Raw genomic sequence first — 19516 nt, forward strand, 5'->3', positions numbered from 1 at the left:
GGTGATCAGCACCGTCCCCTCCGAGGACCAGGCGGTACCCGCGGCCTCCGGCGCCGCTTGCGCAGGCGTCAGGCGGGGAACCAGCACTGCGCCGTTGCGGAGGGCGAGTTGGGGTTCGTCGGTGGGCAGGCCTTGGGCGAGGGGGGTGGGGGTGGTGTCGGTGTCGATGAGGGTGATGCGGCCGGGGTGTTCGTTCTGGGCGGTTTTGACGAGGCCGCGGAGGGTGGCTGCGGTCAGGTCGGTGATGTCTTCGTCGGGGGTGGTGGCGATCGCGTGGTGGGTGAGGACGATGAGGTGGGTGGTGGTGTAGCGGGTGTCGGTGAGCCAGGTCTGGAGGGTGGTGAGGGTGTCGCGGGTGGTGGTGCGGACGGTGTCGGGCAGGTCGGGCCCGGCCAGGTCGGTGTCGGTGGGTGTGGGGGTGGTGATGATCAGGGTGTCGGGGGTTCGGGTGCCGGTGTCCAGGGCGGCCGTCAGGTCGGCGAGGTCCGTGTAGGTGCGGCTGGGCAGGTCGGAGTCGGTGGTGAAGCGGGCGGCGTCGGCACCGAGGGCGGCGACGGTGCCGAGCGAGGTCGTGCCCGTGGATCGGGAGGCCCCCCACACCGTCCGGTAGAGACCGCCGCCGCGCTCCGAGTTGAGCGCGTTGATCTGCCCGGTGGAGACCGGACGGGACGTGAGCGCCCCGATGCGTGCGACGGGCCGGCCGGCCGGGTCGCTCAGCTCCACCGCCACCGATCCCTCGGCCAAGGGGGTCAGGCGCACCCTCAGCTCGGTGGCGCCCACGGCGAACAGCGTCACTTCCGACCAGGAGAACGGCATCCAGGTCCGGCCCTCCTCACCCGCCGGCAGGGCGAAGACCGATGCCTGCAGCGCGGCGTCCAACAGCGCGGGGTGCAGACCGAAGGCGCCCGCCTCCGCGAGCCGCTCCTCCGGGATCCGGACCTCCGCGTGGACGACGGAGTCCGCGTCCGTCCAGGCGGCACGCAGCCCGTGGAACGCGGGACCGTAGGCGACACCGCTCGCGGCGGCGTCGTCGTAGAACTGCCCCAGGTCGAGCGGCTGCGCGTCCCGCGGCGGCCAGGTGCCGAACTCGAAGGCGGGGACAGCGGTGCCCCGGGTGAGTCGAGCCGTGGCGTGGTGGGTCCACGGGTGGTCCGGGAGCGTGTCCTCAGGGCGGGAGTAGACGTGTGCCGTACGGTCGCCCGCGGCGTCCGGGGCCTCGACCAGCAGGTGCAGCTGGACACCGCACGCATCGGGGATCGGGAGCGGAGCCTGAAGCGTCAGGTCCGCGATGGTGTCGTGCCCGGTGTGGTTGCCGGCCTGCGTCAGGAGCTCGATGTACGCGGTGCCCGGCAGGAGGACGGAATCGTGGACGGCGTGATCGGCGAGCCACGGGTGCGTACGCAGCGCGATGCGGCCGGTGAGGGTGAGTGTGTCGGAGTCCGGCGACGGGATGACCGCGCCGAGCAGCGGGTGATCGGCGGCGCCGAGACCGGCAGCCTTGACATCCCCCGCGGAGCGCACCGGGTCGAGCCAGTGGCGCTCGCGCTGGAAGGCGTAGGTCGGCAGGGGGACGAGGTTCTGGGTACCGGTTGTGGTGGTGGTGGTGGTGCCGAGGACGCGGTTCCAGTCCAGGGTGTGGCCCTGGACGTGGAGGAGGCCGAGGTTGCGCAGGAGTTGTGCCGGCTCGCCGTGGTTGCGGGCGAGGGAGCCGACGACGATCCCGCCGTGCTCCGCGCTTCCGTCGGTCAGCGGCATCGACAGGACCGGGTGGGCGGAGATCTCCACGAAAACGGTGTGACCGTCCTCCAGGAGCTGGTTCAGCGCCCGGTCGAATCGGACCGGCTCCCGCAGATTCCGGCACCAGTAACCGCTGTCCAACTCCGCGCCGTCGGCGACCTGACCCGTCACCGTCGAATAGAACGCAAGATCCGCAGACCTCGGAACGATCCCCTCGAAACCGTCCGCGAGAGCGGGCAGCAGCGGGTCCATCTGGGCGTTGTGGGACGCGTAGTCCACATTGATCCTGCGGGCGTAGACGTCCCGCCCGGAAAGCTCCGCGACGATCGCGGCGATCGCGTCCGCCCGGCCGGAGATGACGGTCGAGCCAGCCGTGTTCACCGCGGCGATCGACAGAGCGTCACCGTACGGGGCGACGAACCCCTCGACCTCGGCGACCGGGCGTTCGATCAGAGCCATACCGCCCTGACCCGCACACGCCAACACCGCCTGCGAACGCTGCGCCACGATCTGAGCGCCCTGCTCCAAGGACAGAGCACCGCTCACCACGGCGGCGACCACCTCGCCCTGTGAGTGACCCACCACCGCAGCCGGCTCCACCCCCAGCGAACGCCAGACCGCCGACAGACCCACACCCATCGCGAACAACGCCGGCTGGACCACGTCCACCCGATCGAACGGCGGATGATCACCGTCCTCCCCGGCGAGGACCTCACGGACCGACCAGCCCGTGAACGGACGCAACGCCACATCACACGCATCGACGGCCTCGGCGAACACCGGGTTGCGGGCCAGGAGTTCCCGGCCCATGCCGACCCACTGCGAGCCCTGACCGGGGTACACGAACACGACCTTGCCGCGCTCCCGCGCCGTCCCGGTCACGACCGCGTCGTGCGACCGGCCCTCCGCCAGCGCACGCAACGCCTCGACCAGCCCCGCGGAGTCCTCGGCGACCACGCTCGCCCGCGACTCGAAATGCGAACGATGACGAGCCGCCGTCACCGCCACATCGACCGGCGGAACCCCCTGGTTGTCCTCCAGCCACGAAGCCCAGTTCGCCGCCTGCTCCCGCAACGCGACCTCGTCACGCCCCGAAACCACTACCGGAACCGGCCCCGACGGCCGCTCCGCCGCAGCGGTCGCGCGCACCGGCGGCTCTTCGAGCACGACGTGAGCGTTCGTACCGCTGATGCCGAAGGAGGAGATACCGGCCCGACGCGGACGTGCCTCGTCGTACTGCCACCGACGGGCTTCCTGGAGCAACCGGAGACCGCTGCCGTCCCAGTGGATGTGGGGGCTCGGCGCGTCCGCGTACAGCGTCTTGGGCAGGGTCTCGTGCTGGAGCGCCAGAACCATCTTCATCACACCGGCAACACCGGCCGCGGCCTGGGCGTGCCCGATGTTCGACTTCGACGAGCCGAGGTGGACCGGACGGCCGGGCTCCCGGCCCGGGCCGAAGACCTCGGCCAGCGCGCCCGCCTCGATCGGGTCGCCCAGTGTGGTGCCCGTACCGTGTGCCTCGATCGCGTCGATGTCGGCGGGCGCCAACCGCGAGGCCGCCAGCGCCTCCTGGATCACCCGCTGCTGCGCCGGCCCGTTCGGGGCCGTCAGGCCCTGGCTGCGGCCGTCCTGGTTGACCGCCGAGCCGCGCATGACGGCGAGGATCCGGTCGCCGTCGCGTTCGGCGGCCGACAGGAGCTTCAGCACCAGGACGCCGGCGCCCTCCGCCCAGCCGGCACCGTCGGCGTCCGCCGAGAACGACTTGCAGCGTCCGTCCGGAGCCATGCCCTTGAACTGGCTCGACTCGACGAACATGGAGGGGTGGGTCATGACCGTCACACCGCCGGCCAGGGCCAGTTCGCACTCGCCGGAGCGCAGTGCGGCAGCCGCCGCGTGCATGGCCACGAGCGACGAGGAGCAGGCCGTGTCGATGGTGATCGACGGGCCCTGCAGGCCGAGGACGTACGAGACGCGGCCCGAGATGACGCTGCTGGAGATACCGGTGCCCTGGTGCCCGTCCAGGTAGTCGTAGCCGGTCTGTTCGTCGGAGTAGTCGGCGCGCATCGCCCCGACGTACACGCCGGTCCGGGAGCCGTTGACGCTCTCCGCCGGGATGCCCGCCCGCTCCAGCGCCTCCCAGGAAGCCTCCAGCATCAGTCGCTGCTGCGGGTCCATCGCCTGAGCCTCGCGCGGCGATATGCCGAAGAACTCCGCGTCGAAGCTCTCCAGATCGCTCAGGAATCCGCCGGAATGCGCATAACTCTTTCCACGGGTTTCCGGGGACGGATCGTACAGGTCGAGATCCGCCCACCGCTCCGGGAATTCGCCGATGGCGTCCCCGCCCTGGGAAAGCAGCTGCCAGAATTCATCGGGAGTACTGATGCCGCCGGGAAATCGGCATGCCATCGACACGATCGCGATCGGCTCGAAATGCCGTTCCTCGAGTTCGGCGTTCCGCTGCTGCAGTTGCAGCACAGCGGCCATCGCGCGGCGCAGCCGGTCCTCGTTCGCGTTCGCGTTCATGAAGTTCTCCACAGTGAGGTTTCTTGCGGGCTTTCCTGGGTGAGAATGCAAAACAACCGACATGATGGCTTGTTGTGGCCAGTTCGTCGGTGTGGTCTGGTCATTCGTCTGCGTCGATCCGGTCAGACCGCCGGGGTGTAAAAATGTCGTCCCGAATTGTTTCGCGCCAGGTGTGACCCGGGTGCGGATGGTGAACTTGTTGTATATATTTCAGGAATCCAGCTGTGAGCCTGCTAGAGCTGGAGATGAAAGTCAAGGCTCTCCAGTGCCGCTGCATCGCCGGTCGAGCGGGAATCAAGACTTCCTGGGTTGGATGTATGGCGGAAATTTAATTCACCGGACGGGGGAGTAATGAGAACCGGAACTGATGTGTGCCTGTTCGTGTTCCATCACGCAGGGGGTTCCACGTCCGCGTTCCGTGAGTGGCCGCGACTGTTCCCTCCGGAATGGGACGTGCGGGCCATGGAAGCCCCGGGCCGTGGCTTCGCGTCGCGGACGCCTGCCGCACGGAGCATGGACGAACTGGTGGAGGTGTTCCTGCGGACCGTCGGCCCTCGGGCGGCGGAGGGCCCGTACGCGCTCTTCGGCCACAGCATGGGGAGCCTGGTCGCGTACGAACTCACCAAGCGGCTCAGCGCGCTGGGCCGTCCTCCGCTGTGGCTGGGAGTGTCCGGCAACGGAGCTCCGCGACCCGGACAGGGCGTCTTCGCGCCCGGCAGTGGTATCGCCGTCGGCGGCAGTACCGACGACGGTCTCCGCGGCCGGCTCGCCGGCCTGGGCGGCACACCGGCCGGGGTCTTCGACGACCCCGAGGTGTGGGAGGTGTTCGAGCCGATCATCCGCAACGACCTGCGGGTGGTGGAGTCCTGGCGGGAGGAGCGGGTCATCTCACCGCTGCCCGTCGCGCTGTCCGCGTACGGGGGGACCACGGACCACGCGGTCCCGGTGGAACGGCTGGCCGGCTGGGCCCGGCACGCCGACAGGTTCCTCGGTGTGCGTACCTTCCGGGGCGGACACTTCTACCTTCTCGACGAGGCGCGTGCCGTGGTGGAGGCCATCACCGCGGACATCCGTGCGGCCGGTGTACCGGCGGTCGAGGCCGTCTGAGCCGGGGCCCGCGTTCGCGGGGTGCCGCATCCCCGGTGCGACGGAACGCGGGGGGGGGGGGGGGGGGGGGGGGGGGGGGGGCGGGGGCGCGGCGGGCCCCCCCCGCGCGCGGGCGGCGCAGCGGGGGGGGGGGGCCCCCCGCCGCGGGGGGGCGGGGGGGGGGGGGGGGGGGCCCGCCCCCCCCCCCCCCCCCCCCCCCCCCCCCCCGCGTCTCCGGGGACCGACAGGCGTCAGACGGCTGCCTTGGTCGTCTCGTCGGCCCGAGCTCCGGTTCCGGCCGTTGCCGCTACCGGAGCCGTCGCCGCTGCCGGAGCCGCTGTCGCGGCACGCTCGGCGCGGTGCAGCAGCGCCGACGCCACCACCCCGCCGAGCAGCACGGCGGCCGCGGCGACGAGCTGGCTGGTCTCCAGACCGGAGGCGATGGCGTCCCGGGCGCGTTCCCGCTCCGCCTCGGAACCTCCGCCGGCCAGCACGGCGGGCAGCGTCGCGACGCCCACCCCCGCCAGCAGCACGTTCAGGCGGGACGTGAGGACGGCGCCGAGCACCGCCACACCCAGACCGTTGCCGAACTCGGAGAGCGTGCTGTTGACGCCCGAACCCATACCGGCCTTCTCGGGCGGAATGGCAGCCATGATCGCCACGGCCATGCTCGGAAGGGAGAGCCCGATGCCCACACCCAGCACGAGCAGCGCGACCAGGAGACCGCTGTACGAGGAACCGAGGAGAGCCACGCCCGTGAGACCGACCGCCATCAGCCCCATACCGCAGATCACACCACCCGCGGAGCCGAGCTTGGCCAGCAGCTTGGGACCGACACCCGAGAGGTTGAGCACGACGATGATCAGGGCCAGCGGAGCCATGCGGAGACCGGCCTCCAACGGACCGTAACCCATGACGAACTGCAGGTGCTGCGTCAGCAGGAACAACGAGCCGCCCATACCGAAGGCGAGGAGCAGCGCGCCGGTCACGGCGCCGACGAACCGCTGGTTGCGGAAGAACCCCATGTCGAGCATCGGATACGGGACGCGGCGCTCCCAGACGATGAAGACGACCATGGCCACCACACCGACCAGCGCGGCGACCAGGGTGCGGGCCGACGTCCAGCCCTGCTCCGGACCGGAGATGATCGCGAAGACGATGCTGCCCATACCGGCCATCGACAGCACGGCGCCGATCACGTCCGGTCGCTCACCCAGCGGGTTCTTCGACTCGGGCACCAGCTTGATGACGAAGACGATGCCGATGAGCGAGACGGGAAGGTTGATGAGGAAGATCGATCCCCACCAGAAGTGGTTGAGCAGTGCCCCGCCGACCAGCGGACCGACCGCGAAACCGAGCGCACTCACCGCCCCCCAGATGGAGATGGCCTTCATGCGCTCCGCGTCGGCGAAGACCTGCACCACGACGGCGAGGGTCGTCGTCAGCAACAGCGCGCCACCGATGCCCATACCCGCGCGGGCGGCGATCAGCTGAGAGGCGGTCTGGGAGAGGCCGGCCGCCAGAGAGCCGAGGCCGAAGAGCGCCAGGCCGATCGCCAGCATCTTCTTGCGGCCGTACCGGTCGGCCGCACTGCCGGCCGTCAGCAGCATGCCCGACAGCACGAGGGCATAGGCGTTGATCATCCATTGGATGTCGGAGATGTCCGCGTCCAGTTCCGAGGACAGGGAAGGGATCGCCACATTCAGGACTGTGTTGTCCAGGTACACGGTGAGCTGGGCGACGCAGATGACTGCGAGGATCAGCCAGCGCCGGGGGTGGCCTTGCTGTGCCGCCTCGGGGGGAACGGCTTCGGTCGTGGTCGCCGTCATAGAGAAACTCCTTGGGGGAGAGTGCGTGTCCGGCTGTCCCCGCCCCGCGCCTGACGCCCAGGAGGGGCGCTGGACAGCAGCAAGTAACACTAGGAAGTTCCGCTACAGGCGGGCTCGAGTCCTGGTGGTGCGACCCCGTCCGGCCGTGCGGTCAGCTTCGGCTCGAGCCCACCTCCAGAGCCCGCCGTGAGGCTGGTGAGCCGGATCAGCGCGCGCGGATACGGATCGGCACGCGTGAACGAGGCCGACCACCAGCGCCGGCGACCGACAGATCTCAGAGGCGTGGGCCGCCCGGCGCGGGGCGACCCTTCCGCCATCGGGTGATCCGGCCCGGACCGGCATCGAGCTTCAAGGAAGTGCAGATGAGCTTTGCCAACGTGAGCAGCGACAAGGGGTCCGCCCCGGCCGGTTCCGCTTCCGGCCCGGAGAACGGTGCCATGACCGCCGACGGCATCGCCCACGTGCTGCGCGAAGCCGTCGCCGACCTGCTCGAAGTGCACGTCGAAGCCGTCAGTACGAGCCTCCCGCTGAGGAGCCTCGGACTGGACTCCGTGCGGACCATGGCCCTCCTCGGCCGGATCGCCGCATGGCTGGGACGCCCCGTCCCCGCCTGGGTCGTCTGGCAGTACCCCACCGTGGCCGCCCTCGCCGGCCACCTCGCGGGCGACGAACGACCCGCGGCCGCCGTCCCGCCCGCCCGCACCCGCAGCCACGCGCAGGAACCGATCGCCGTCGTCGGCCTCGGCTGCCGGCTGCCCGGCGGGATCGAGACCCCCCAAGAGCTGTGGCAGAGCCTCCTCGACGGCGTCGACGCCGTACGCGAAGTGCCCCGGGACCGCTGGAACGCCGACGAGTGGCTCGACCCGGATCCCCGCGCACCCGGCCGGATGACCACCCGCTGGGGTGGCTTCCTCGACGACGTCGCGGGCTTCGACGCCGAACTGTTCCGCATCTCGCCCGCCGAAGCCCGCCAGATGGACCCGCAGCAGCGGATGACCCTCGAGACCGCCTGGGCCGCGATCGAGGACGCCCGGATCGTCCACGACGACCTCGCGGGCAGCCGCACCGGCGTGTTCATCGGCACCATGGCACAGGAATATCACCTGGCCACCGGCGCCGACCCGGACAACATCGCGACCCACTCCGCCACCGGCTGGGACAACTCGATCATCCCCGCCCGCGTCGCCTACACCCTCGGCCTGCACGGCCCCGCCCTCGCCGTCGCCACCGCCTGCAGCTCCTCGCTGACCGCCACCCACCTCGCCGTCCAGAGCCTGCGCTCCGGCGAATCCGACCTCGCGCTCGCGGGCGGCGTCAACGTCATGCTCAGCCCGCACACCACCGTGGCCATGACCAAGTTCGGCGGAATGAACCCCGACGGCCAGTGCCGCGCCTTCGACGCCGCGGCCGGCGGCTACGTACGCGGCGAGGGCTGCGGCATCGTCGTCCTGCGCCGCCTGTCCGACGCGCTTGCCGCGGGCGACCGCGTCTACGCCGTCATCCGCGGCAGCGCCGTCAACAACGACGGCGCCTCCAACGGGCTCACCGCGCCCAACCCCGAGGCCCAGGTGGAGGTGCTGCGCGCCGCCTGGGAGGACGCCCGCGTCTCCCCCCAGCACGTCGCGTACGTCGAGGCCCACGGCACCGGCACCCTCCTGGGCGACCCCATCGAAGCCGAAGCCCTGGGCACCGTCTTCGCCCCGGGCCGCGAGGAACCCCTGCGGATCGGCTCGGCCAAGACCAACTTCGGGCACCTGGAGCCCGCCGCGGGCGTCGTCGGCCTGATGAAGACGGCCCTCGCCCTGCACCACGGCGAACTCCCCGCCAGCCTCCACTTCGAGACCCCCAACCCACACATCGACTTCGAGGCCGCCCGCCTCGCGGTCGTGGCCGACCGCAGCCCCTGGCCGCACGGCGGCCGCCGCTACGCCGGTGTCAGCGGCTTCGGCTTCGGCGGCACCAACGCCCACGTCGCCCTCGAAGAGGCCCCGTACCGACGGCGGATGCTCGTACCGCTCGCCGCCGACACCGGCGAGGAGCTACGTGAGGCCGCCGAGGCCCTGACCACCCGCGCCGCCGACGGCCACGGCTGGTACGCCCCCGAACTCCTCGCCCGCGCCACCGGCACCCGGCGCCTCGTCGCCGCCGTCACCCACCCGAACGAACTCGCCGACACCCTGCGCGAGCGCCTCGACGCCCTCGATGCCCGCCCCCCGCGCAGCCCCGGCACCCGCCCCTCGCTCGCCTTCTTCTTCTCCGGCCACGGCTCCCAATGGCTCGGCATGGGCCGCGACCTGCTCGCCGAACCCGCCTTCCGTACCGTCCTCGACGCCTGCGACACCGCGATCCACGAGGTCACCGGCTGGTCTGTCGTCGAGGAACTGCTCGCCGGGCCCGACACCTCCCGGCTGGAGCGCACCGACGTGGTGCAGCCGGTCCTGTTCGCCGTCCAGGTCGCCCTCGCCCGCACCCTGGAAGCCTGGGGCCTGGAACCCCGCACCGTCTTCGGCCAAAGCATCGGCGAGGTCGCCGCCGCAGTCGTGGCCGGCGCCCTGCCGCTGCGCGAAGGCGCCCGACTCATCGGCACCTGGTCGCAGCTGATCGCCGAACGCGCGAGCGGCCACGGAACCCTCCTCGTCTGCGAACTCCCGCTGGATCAGGCCCGGGAGACAGTCGCCCGACACGGCGGCACGATCTCCCTCGCAGGCCACCTCGCCCCCGGGCAGTGCGCCCTGTCCGGCCCCCTGGAGGCCGTGTCCGCCGTGGAGCGCGAGCTCGCCGAGTCGGGCGTGCGCTGCCAGCGCGTCCACATCGACTACGCCTCCCACAGCGAGCAGCTCGCCGAGCTCGCTCCCGAACTGGAACGCCGCCTGGGCGCCCTGGACACCCGCACCGCCGCCATCCCGTTCTGGTCGACCGTCACCAACGGCTTCGTCGACGGCACGGACCTCGACGCCGGGTACTGGGCCCGCAACATGCTGGCACCGATGCTGATCGCCGAAGCCGTCACCGCGCTCGCCGACGAACGCGGCCTGGCCATCGTCGAGATCGCCCCGCACCCCGTCGCCCGGCACTCCCTCAAGCGCACCCTGACGACACTCGCCGAAGCCTGTGACGGCGCGGGCACCGCCGAGGGCACCCCGATCGCCGGCCCCTCGTACGTACTGGCCACCGGCCGCCGCGACCGCCCTGCCCGGCGCTCCCTCGAGGACGTCGCCGCCCGCCTGTGGTGCGAGGGCTACGACGTCGACTGGGGCGCCGTCACCGGCCGGCGCCGGCCGCCCACCGCCACCGCCCCCGTCGCCGTGACCGTGTCGGGCAAGAACCCCCGGGCCCTCGCCGCGAACGCCGCCCGCCTCGCGGACCGGCTGGCCGACGCGAACACCATCACCCTGCTGGACGCCGCGTACACAGCCGCAGGTCGTCGCCCCCACCTCGCACACCGGGCCGTCGCCGTCGCCACCTCCGCCCCCGACGCCGCCGAGGCCCTGCGGGCCCTGGCCGAGGGCGCCCCCCACCCGGCCCTGGCCGAGGGCACCGCCCGTCCCGGCGACCTGGCGATGCTGTTCACCGGCCAGGGCAGCCAGCGGCTCGGCATGGGCCGCGCGCTCTACTCCGCCTTCGACGGGTTCCGACAGGCCTTCGACGAGGTGTGCGCGGAGCTCGACCAGCACCTGCGGATGCCGCTCGTCGCCGTCCTGTTCGCCGACCCCAAGGGCGTCGACGCGGCTCTCGTCCACGAGACCGAGTTCACCCAGCCCGCCCTGTTCGCCGTCGAGGTCGCGCTGTTCCGGCAGTGGCAGGCCTGGGGCGTCACCCCGCGCGTCCTGGCCGGACACTCCGTCGGCGAGGTCGCCGCCGCCCACGTGGCCGGAGTGATCGGCCTCCCCGACGCGGCCCGTCTCGTGGCCGCCCGCGGCCGCCTGATGCAGGCCTGCGAACGCGGCGGCGCCATGGCGTCCGTCGAGGCCTCCGAAGCCGAGGTGCTGGAGGCCCTCACCGCGGCCGCCGCGGAGGGCCGGATCTCGGTCGCCGGGCTCAACGGCCCCCGCCAGACCGTGGTCAGCGGCGACGCCGCCGCGGTCGCCGCCGTCGTCGACCGCTTCCGCGACCAGGGCCGCCGCACCCGCCGGCTCGAGGTCTCCCACGCCTTCCACAGCCCGCACATGGACGCGATGCTCGACGCCTACCGGGACATCGCCCAGGACTGTGTGTTCCACGCCCCGCTGATCCCCCTCGTCTCCACCGTCACCGGCACCTGGATGGGCCCCGACCTCGCCGCCGGCGAGGGTTTGCGCGACGCCGAGTACTGGGTCCGCCAGGTCCGCGAAGCCGTCCGCTTCGTCGACGCCATGGCCACCCTGGAACAGGCCGGCATCACCCGATACCTCGAATGCGGTCCCGCCGCCGTGCTCTCGGCGATGGGCGCCGGCTGCGTCCGGCAGGAGGCCCCCTTCATCGCCTCCCAGCGCGCCGAGGACACCGACCCGGCCCGCACCCTCGTCCAGGCACTGGGCACGCTCCACGTCTGCGGCGAACCCGTCGACTGGTGCGAGGTGTTCACCGCGACCGGCGCCGCCGTCACCGACCTGCCCCCGTACGCCTTCCAGCGTGAGCGGTACTGGATCGACGCACCCGACCCGTCCCGGCGCACCCGGCCCACGGCCGACGAGGCCCTGTGGCAGGCCGTCGGCACCGGCGAGGCCGAGCGTGTCGCCGAGGTCCTCGGCCTCACCGACGGTTCCGCTCTCGCCCCCCTGCTGCCCCACCTGGCCGCCTGGCGCGAACGCCAGGACCACGCGCACACCATCGCCGACCGGCTCTACGAGGAAACCTGGCACCCCGCCCCGACGGTCGCCCGGGCCCGGCCCGCGGCACCCGAGCCACTCACCGTCGCCCCTGCCACCCCACGCACCTCTGCCGTCCCCGGCGTCCCCGGCGGGGACTGGCTCCTGGTCGCCCCCGCCGGCGCCCGGGACCTCGTGGACGCCGTCGGAGCGGCCCTTGCCGCCACCGGCGCGACCGCCCACCACCTGCCGGCCCACGAGGACCGCACCGCGTACGCGTCCGCGCTGACCGCGCTCGCCGCGGAACTCGGCGACCGGTCGCTCGGCGGAGTCCTCACCCTCACCCCGACGGACACCACCGCACACCCCGCCCACCCGGCCACCACCGTCGGCGCCGCCCAGACCCTCGCCCTCGTCCAGGCCCTCGGCGACGCCGCCGTCCGCGCCCCGCTCTGGATCGTCACCCAGGGCGCCGTCCACGCCGCGCCGGCCGATCCCGCCCCCAGCCCCGAGCAGGCCCTGGCCTGGGGCCTCGGCCACGTCATCGCCCTGGAGCACGGCACCCGCTGGGGCGGCCTCGCCGACCTGCCCGCCGACCCCGCCCAAGCGTTGGCCACCGCCGCGCAGCTCGCCGCCGCCGTCACCACCGCCACCGCCGAGGAACACCTCGCCCTGCGCCCCGGCGGCGGATACGTCCGCAGGCTGCGCCGCGCCACCGCGCCGATCGCCGCCCCCTGGGCCCCCCGCGGCACCGTCCTGATCACCGGCGGCAGCGGCGCCCTCGCCGGCCACCTCGCCCAGCACCTCGCCGAACGCGGAGCCGAACACCTCGTCCTCGTCTCCCGCCGCGGCCCCGCCGTCGAAGGCGCCGCCGAACTCACCGCCCGCCTCCAAGCCGCCGGCGCCCGCGTCACCCTCGCCGCCTGCGACCTCACCGACCGGGAACAGACCCGGCGCCTCCTGGCGGACATCGACGCCGGACAGCCGCCCCTGCGCGCCGTCTTCCACACCGCGGGCATCCTCGACGACCGGCTCCTCGACCGGATCGACACCGCGGCCCTCGCCGCCTCGGCGGCCCCCAAACTCGGCGCGGCCCGCCTGCTCGCCGAACTCACCCGCGGACACGAACTCGACGCCTTCGTCCTGTACTCCTCCGTCGTCGGTGTCCTCGGCAACCTGGGCCAGGCCAACTACGCCATGGCCAACGCCGCCCTCGACGCCTACGCCGCCACCCTGCGCGCCGACGGCCTGCCCGCCCTCAGCCTCGCGTGGGGACCCTGGGCCGAAGGCGGCATGACCCACGGAGCCGCCGAAACCCAGCTGCGCGCCGCCGGGCTCACCCCCATGGCCGCCTCCCACGCCCTCACCGCACTCGACGCGGCGCTCGCCGGCGGCCGCTCCCTCGTCGTCGCCGACATCGACTGGCAGCGGGCCGCCCCCCACTACGCCCAGACGCGCCCGCGCCGCTACCTCGACGAGATCCCCGAGGCCCGCGCAGCCCTGGCGGGCAGCGCTCCGGCCGCGACCACCACCGACGAGAACCCGCTGGTGAGCACCCTCGCGGCGCTGCCCGCCGAGGAGCGCGAGCCCCACGTACGCGCCCTGCTCGCCGCCGAGGCGGCCGCCGTCCTCGGCGTCACGAACCCCGAATCCCTCGACCCGGAACGCGGATTCAAGGACCTCGGCTTCGACTCGATGATGTCCATCGACTTCGCCGGACGCGTCCAGAGGCGGACCGCCGTCACCACCCCCAAGACGCTCGTCTTCGACTGCCCGAACCTGCGCACCGCCACCGACTGGCTGCTCGCCGCACTCACCCCCCATGACGCGGCCCCCACCCGCCCGGACCGCCCCGCGGACCGGCCCGCCGGCCGTACCGACGAGCCGCTCGCCATCGTCGGCGTCGGCCTGCGCATGCCCGGCGGAGCACACGACCTCGACAGCCTCTGGTCCGTCCTCGCCGAGGGCCGCGACACCGTCACCCCCGTACCCGCGGACCGCTTCGACATCGACGCCTTCCACGACGCGGACCCGGACGCGGAAGGCCGCACGTATGCCCGCCACGCCTCCTTCCTCGACGACGTCGCCCACTTCGACGCCGCCTTCTTCGGCATCAGCCCGCGCGAGGCCGAACCGATGGACCCCCAGCATCGCCTCCTCCTCGAAGCGGCCTGGACCTCCCTCGAGGACGCCGGGATCCAGCCCCGCGAGCTGCGGGACTCCCGTACAGGCGTCTTCGTCGGCGCGGGCGTCGGCGAGTACGGCAAGTACCGGCAGAGCGGGTCGCCCGACACCTACACGCTGACCGGCACCCTTCCCAGCTTCAACGCGGGCCGCCTCTCCTACCACCTCGGCCTCCAGGGTCCGGCCCTCTCCGTCGACACCGCCTGCTCCTCCTCCCTCGTCGCCCTGCACCTGGCCTGCGAGGCGCTGCGCAGCGACGAGTGCGAACTCGCCTTGGCCGGCGGCGTGCAGGTGCTCGCCGACCCGGGCGCCTTCATCGCCCTCAGCCGCTCGCACGCCCTGGCCCCGGACGGCCGCAGCAAGACCTTCTCCGCCGAAGCGGACGGCTACGGCCGCGGCGAGGGCGTCGGCGTACTCGCCCTCATGCGACTCTCCGACGCGCGGGCACAGAACCGCACGGTTCTCGGCGTCATCCGCGCCACCGCCATCAACCACGACGGCGCCAGCAGCGGCATCACCGCCCCCAACGGCACCTCCCAGCAGAAGGTCATCCGCGCCGCCCTGGACTCGGCCGGTCTCGCGCCGACCGACGTCGACTACGTCGAATGCCACGGCACGGGCACCTCACTGGGCGACCCGATCGAGGTGCAGGCGCTGGCCGCCGTCTACGGCGAGGGCCGCGGGCCCGGGCAGGAGCTGGGGCTCGGCACCGCCAAGAGCGTCATCGGCCACCTGGAGTCGGCGGCCGGTGTCGCCGGCGTCTGCAAGGTGCTCGCCTCCTTCCGACAGGACGCCCTTCCGGCCACGCTCAACAGCTCCCCGCGCAACCGGAACATCGCCTGGGACGAGCTTCCGGTCCGGGTCGTCGACTCGCTCACGGCCTGGGAGCGGGACGCCTCGCGGCCGCGGCGTGCGGGTGTGTCCTCGTTCGGTCTGAGCGGTACGAACGCCCACGTCGTCCTGGAGGAGCCGCCTGCCGTCGCTCCGCAGCCGGTCGTTGATGAGGTACGGCCGGTTCCGGTGGTGGTTTCGGGGCGTGACGAGGTCGCGTTGCGGGAGCAGGCGGCGAACTGGGCTTCGTGGCTGGATGGCCGTGCCGGCGTTCCGGTGGCCGATGTGGCGGTGACGGCGGCTCGTCATCGTTCGCATTTCGAGTCGCGGGCGAGCGTGGTCGCCGAGGACTCCGCGGGGCTGGTGGAGGCGTTGCGTGCGCTGGCGGAGGGCCGGTCCCACGACGCGGTGGTCACGGGTTCGGCCGCACGCCGCGGCAAGGTCGTGTTCGTGTATCCGGGCCAGGGTTCGCAATGGGTGGGCATGGGGCGTGGGCTTCTGGCACACAGCCCGGTGTTCGCCGAGGCCGTCGATGCGTGTGATGTGGCGTTGCGTCCGTTCACGGGTTGGTCGGTCCGTGAGGTCCTCGCGGGGGAGGACGGTGATCATCCGCCGTTCGATCGGGTGGACGTGGTCCAGCCGGCGTTGTTCGCGATGGGTGTGGGTCTGTCGGCGGTCTGGCGTTCGCTGGGGGTGGAGCCGGCTGCGGTGGTGGGTCACTCGCAGGGCGAGGTGGTCGCCGCCGTGGTGAGCGGTGCTCTCACTGTGGAGCAGGGTGCGCAGATCGTGGCGCAGCGTTCGCGGGCGGTGTTGGCGTGTGCGGGTCAGGGCGGTATGGCTCTGATCGAACGTCCGGTCGCCGAGGTCGAGGGGTTCGTCGCCCCGTACGGTGACGCTCTGTCGGTGGCGGCGGTGAACACCGCGGGCTCGACCGTCATCTCCGGCCGGGCGGACGCGATCGCCGCGATCGTCGCGGACCTGTCGGAGCGGGACGTCTATGCCCGCAGGATCAACGTGGACTACGCGTCCCACAATGCCCAGATGGACCCGCTGCTGCCTGCTCTCGCGGACGGTTTCGAGGGGATCGTTCCGAGGTCTGCGGATCTTGCGTTCTATTCGACGGTGACGGGTCGGGTCGCCGACGGCGCGGAGTTGGACGGCGGTTACTGGTGCCGGAATCTGCGGGAGCCGGTCCGTTTCGACCGGGCGTTGAACCAGCTCCTGGAGGACGGTCACGGCGTGTTCGTGGAGATATCCGCGCACCCGGTCCTGTCGATGCCGCTGACCGACGGGAGCGCGGAGCACGGCGGGATCGTCGTCGGCTCGCTCAGCCGCCGTGACGGGACCCCGGCACAGCTGCTGCGCAACCTCGGCCTCCTCCACGTCCAGGGCCACACCCTGGACTGGAACCGCGTCCTCGGCACCGGAAACCTCGTGCCGCTGCCCTCGTACGCCTTCCAGCGCGAGCGTTTCTGGCTCCCCGTACCCAAGGCATCCGGCGACGCCGGTTCCCTCGGCCTCGAAGCCTCCCGGCACCCGTGGCTCGGCGCGGCCATCGAACTGGCCGACACCGACAGCCACGTCTTCACCGGGCGCCTCTCCCTGACCGACCAGCCCTGGCTGCGCGACCACACCGTCTTCGGATCCGTCATCGTCCCCGGCACCGGCCTGCTCGAGCTGGCCACGGCCGCGGCCCACGAGGCCGGGGCCGTCGGCATCGCCGAGCTCACCCTCGCCGAACCGCTGGTGATCGAGGACGCCGTACGTCTCCAGATCACCGTGGGCGCCCCACAGCATGGCCGCCGCCCGATCACCCTCCACAGTCGCCCCGACGGCTCCGACCGCCCCTGGACCCGGCACGCGAGCGGCGAGCTGCTCCCCGGCCCCGGCCCCGTCCGGGAGGCCGGAACCGATCCCGCCCAGGACGGGTTCACCGAACTCCGCGACTGGCCGGTGGTCGGAGCCGAGCAGATCGAACTCGACGGGTTCTACGACCGCTTCGCCGCCCAGGGCATCGACTACGGCCAGGCTTTCCGGGGCCTGACCGAGCTGTGGCGCAAGGGCAGCACCGCGTACGGACGCGTCCGCCTGCCCGACCCGGCAGCGGGTGCCGACTACAACGTGCACCCGGCCTTGCTCGACACCGCCCTGCACGTGATGAAGGGCGTGACGGCAGGCGAGGAGGAGCCCGAGGGAGCACTCCTGCCGTTCGAATGGTCCGAGGTCGAACTGTTCGCGGCCGGTAGCGGCGAACTCCGCGTCCGCATCGACGTCGAGCAATCCGGAGAGAGCCAGTCGATCAAGGTCTGGGCCACCGACGTGGCGGGCTCACCCGTCCTGCGCGTCGGCGCGCTCCACCTGCGCCGGGCCACCGCGGACCAGCTGCGCGCCGCCCGCGCCTCCGGCGCACAGGACCTGCACCGGCTCGCCTTCCTGCCCGTACAGGCCGCCACGGCCGGCGGAAGCAGCCGTACGGCCGATCCCGCCGATCTCGTGCTCGGTGGCACCGGAGAACTCGCCGTGCTGCTCGGTATCGAGGCGGTCTCCGGCACCGAGACGCTGGCCGCCCGACTGGCGACCGGCACGGCACCCACCCGTATCGTTGTGGACACCACGGGCCGGACACCTGCCATGAGCGCCTCCGAGGCCGTCTTCCGGGGCGGCGAGTACGTACTGGATCTGCTCCAGGTGCTGCTGGCCGACGAGCGGCTGACCGCCACCGAACTCGTCTTCGTCACGCGCGGCAGCATCGCCGCCGTCGAGGGCGACCCCCTCGACGGGCTCGCGTACGCACCCTTGTGGGGCCTGGTCAGGTCCGCCCGTGCCGAACACCCCGAGCGGAGCCTGCGCCTGGTGGACCTCGGCCGGCAGGCCGACGCCGGGGCAGTCGGCGCCAAGGAAGCCCTCGAAGCCGCCCTGGCCCGCACCGACGAGCCGGAACTCGCCCTTCGCGGCGGGCAGCTGCTGGCCGCCCGGCTGGTCGCGGTCGAGCGGACCGCCGGCAACGGCGAGGCCGCCCGTCCGCTGGACCCGCAGGGCACCGTGCTGATCGCGGGCGGTGCCGGGGAGCTCGGCCGCGAGGTCGCCCGCCACCTGGTCCGCAGGTACGGCATCCGGCACCTCGTCCTCACCTCGCGGCGCGGCGCCGAAGCGCCCGGAGCCGCGGAACTCGTACGTCAGCTGAAGGAAGAAGGCGCGGAATGCGTGCGTGTGGAGGCCTGTGATGTCGGTCGTCGGGATGACGTGGAGAAGGTGCTCGGTCTTGCTGAGGAGGCTCGGCCCTGGACCGCGGTCTTCCACCTCGCGGGAGTCCTGGACGACGGTGTCCTCCTCGGTCAGGACGCGGAGCGGCTCGCCCGTGTGATGGCACCCAAGGTGACCGGCGCCGTCCACCTCGACGAGTTGACCGCGGACATGGACCTCGCCGCCTTCGTGTTCTTCTCCTCCGCGGCCGGCACCGTCGGCACGGCCGGGCAGGGTATCTACGGCGCCGCCAACGTCGGCCTCGACGCGTACGCGGCCCGCCGCCGCGCCGAGGGACGGCCGATCACCAGCCTCGCCTGGGGACTGTGGCACCAAGCCGGCGTGGGCATGACCTCGCACCTCGGCACGGCCGAACTGGAGCGGATGCGCCGCCAGGGCATCGCCCCGCTCTCCTTCGCCCACGGCCTGGACCTGCTGGACGCGGCGCTCGCCCGGCCGGCCGGCAACTTCGTCCCCGTGCACCTCGACCTGCGGGCCGCGCAGAGCGAGGCGGACCAGGGCAAGGCCGCGCCCGCCCTGTTCCGGTCCCTCGTACGTGCCGGCCTGCGGCGCGCCGAGTCCACGGCCACGGCCGCGGCCGCCGCGGACGGGTCGGCCGGCTTGCGCGAGCGGCTGCTGGTCGTGCCCGAGGACCGGCGGACCGACCTCGTCACGGAACTGGTGCTGCGCGAGGTGGCCGCCGTACTGGGCCTCACCTCGACGGGATCCCTCTCCCCGCAGGAGGTCCTCAAGGGGCTCGGGCTCGACTCGCTGATGGCGGTGGAGCTGCGTCGGCGGCTGGCGGCCGAGAGCGGGGTGTCGCTGCCCGCGACCCTCGCCTTCGACCACCCGACGCCCGAACACATCAGCAGGCTGATCCTGAGCCGGTTGGACCTGTCGGCGCCGACGCCGCCGGGATCCGGGGCAGGGGGCGGTGACGCCGCCCCGTCGGACACGTCCGGACTCGACGCCCTGGAGATCGGCGCCTTCGGCGGCGAGGGCACCGACGAACGGTCGGTGGACGACATCAACGCCGAGCTCGACGCCCTGTTCGCGGCAGAAGGCTTCGGCATCGACTAGGCCGCCCTTCGACGGGTCGATCAGTTGATCGGATGGGCGGTCGACGGCACCTGGGAGGTGATCCTGACCGCCGTCCTCGCAGCGGCGGACGCCGCGGCCGGCGGAGCACGGCGTCCGGCCGCTAGTAGGGCTTTGTTAGGTCCTGTGGTGGGGTTCGGAGGTTGCTGCGGGTTGGCCGCATATCGAGCAGGCGCCGGTCCAGGTGGCCAGGAGGGC

General features: G+C 72.7%; 4 protein-coding genes. 2 read left to right on the top strand and 2 right to left on the bottom strand.

The genetic code is table 11. The features are described from left to right. Positions 1 to 4260 (bottom strand): type I polyketide synthase (locus ACGFYY_RS41080; RefSeq protein WP_393717560.1); only part of this gene is annotated, 4260 nt, incomplete at its 3' end. A gap of 351 nt (positions 4261 to 4611) precedes the next feature. On the opposite strand from ACGFYY_RS41080, the gene ACGFYY_RS41085 reads away from it, so the two are divergent. Next, the gene (locus ACGFYY_RS41085) at positions 4612 to 5367 is read left to right on the top strand and encodes a thioesterase II family protein (RefSeq protein WP_393717562.1); all 756 of its coding nucleotides are present in this window, start codon (positions 4612 to 4614) and stop codon (positions 5365 to 5367) included. 230 nt (positions 5368 to 5597) lie between these two features. Here ACGFYY_RS41085 and ACGFYY_RS41090 read toward each other — a convergent pair whose 3' ends face one another. Continuing rightward, positions 5598 to 7175: an MFS transporter gene (locus ACGFYY_RS41090; RefSeq protein WP_393717564.1), complete on the bottom strand. Its 1578-nt coding sequence runs from the start codon at positions 7173 to 7175 to the stop codon at positions 5598 to 5600. Positions 7176 to 7537: 362 nt separating this feature from the next. Between ACGFYY_RS41090 and ACGFYY_RS41095 the strand changes: the two genes are divergently transcribed. After that, positions 7538 to 19300: an SDR family NAD(P)-dependent oxidoreductase gene (locus tag ACGFYY_RS41095; RefSeq protein ID WP_393717566.1), complete on the top strand. Its 11763-nt coding sequence runs from the start codon at positions 7538 to 7540 to the stop codon at positions 19298 to 19300. Positions 19301 to 19516 lie beyond the last annotated feature (216 nt).

Source organism: Streptomyces sp. NPDC048331 (assembly GCF_043201215.1).
GTDB lineage: Bacteria > Actinomycetota > Actinomycetes > Streptomycetales > Streptomycetaceae > Streptomyces.

Coding starts and splice junctions, on each gene's coding strand:
- ACGFYY_RS41085 (WP_393717562.1), top strand. CDS start 4,612: ATGAGAACCGGAACTGATGTGTGCCTGTTCGTGTTCCATCACGCAGGG.
- ACGFYY_RS41090 (WP_393717564.1), bottom strand. CDS start 7,175: ATGACGGCGACCACGACCGAAGCCGTTCCCCCCGAGGCGGCACAGCAA.
- ACGFYY_RS41095 (WP_393717566.1), top strand. CDS start 7,538: ATGAGCTTTGCCAACGTGAGCAGCGACAAGGGGTCCGCCCCGGCCGGT.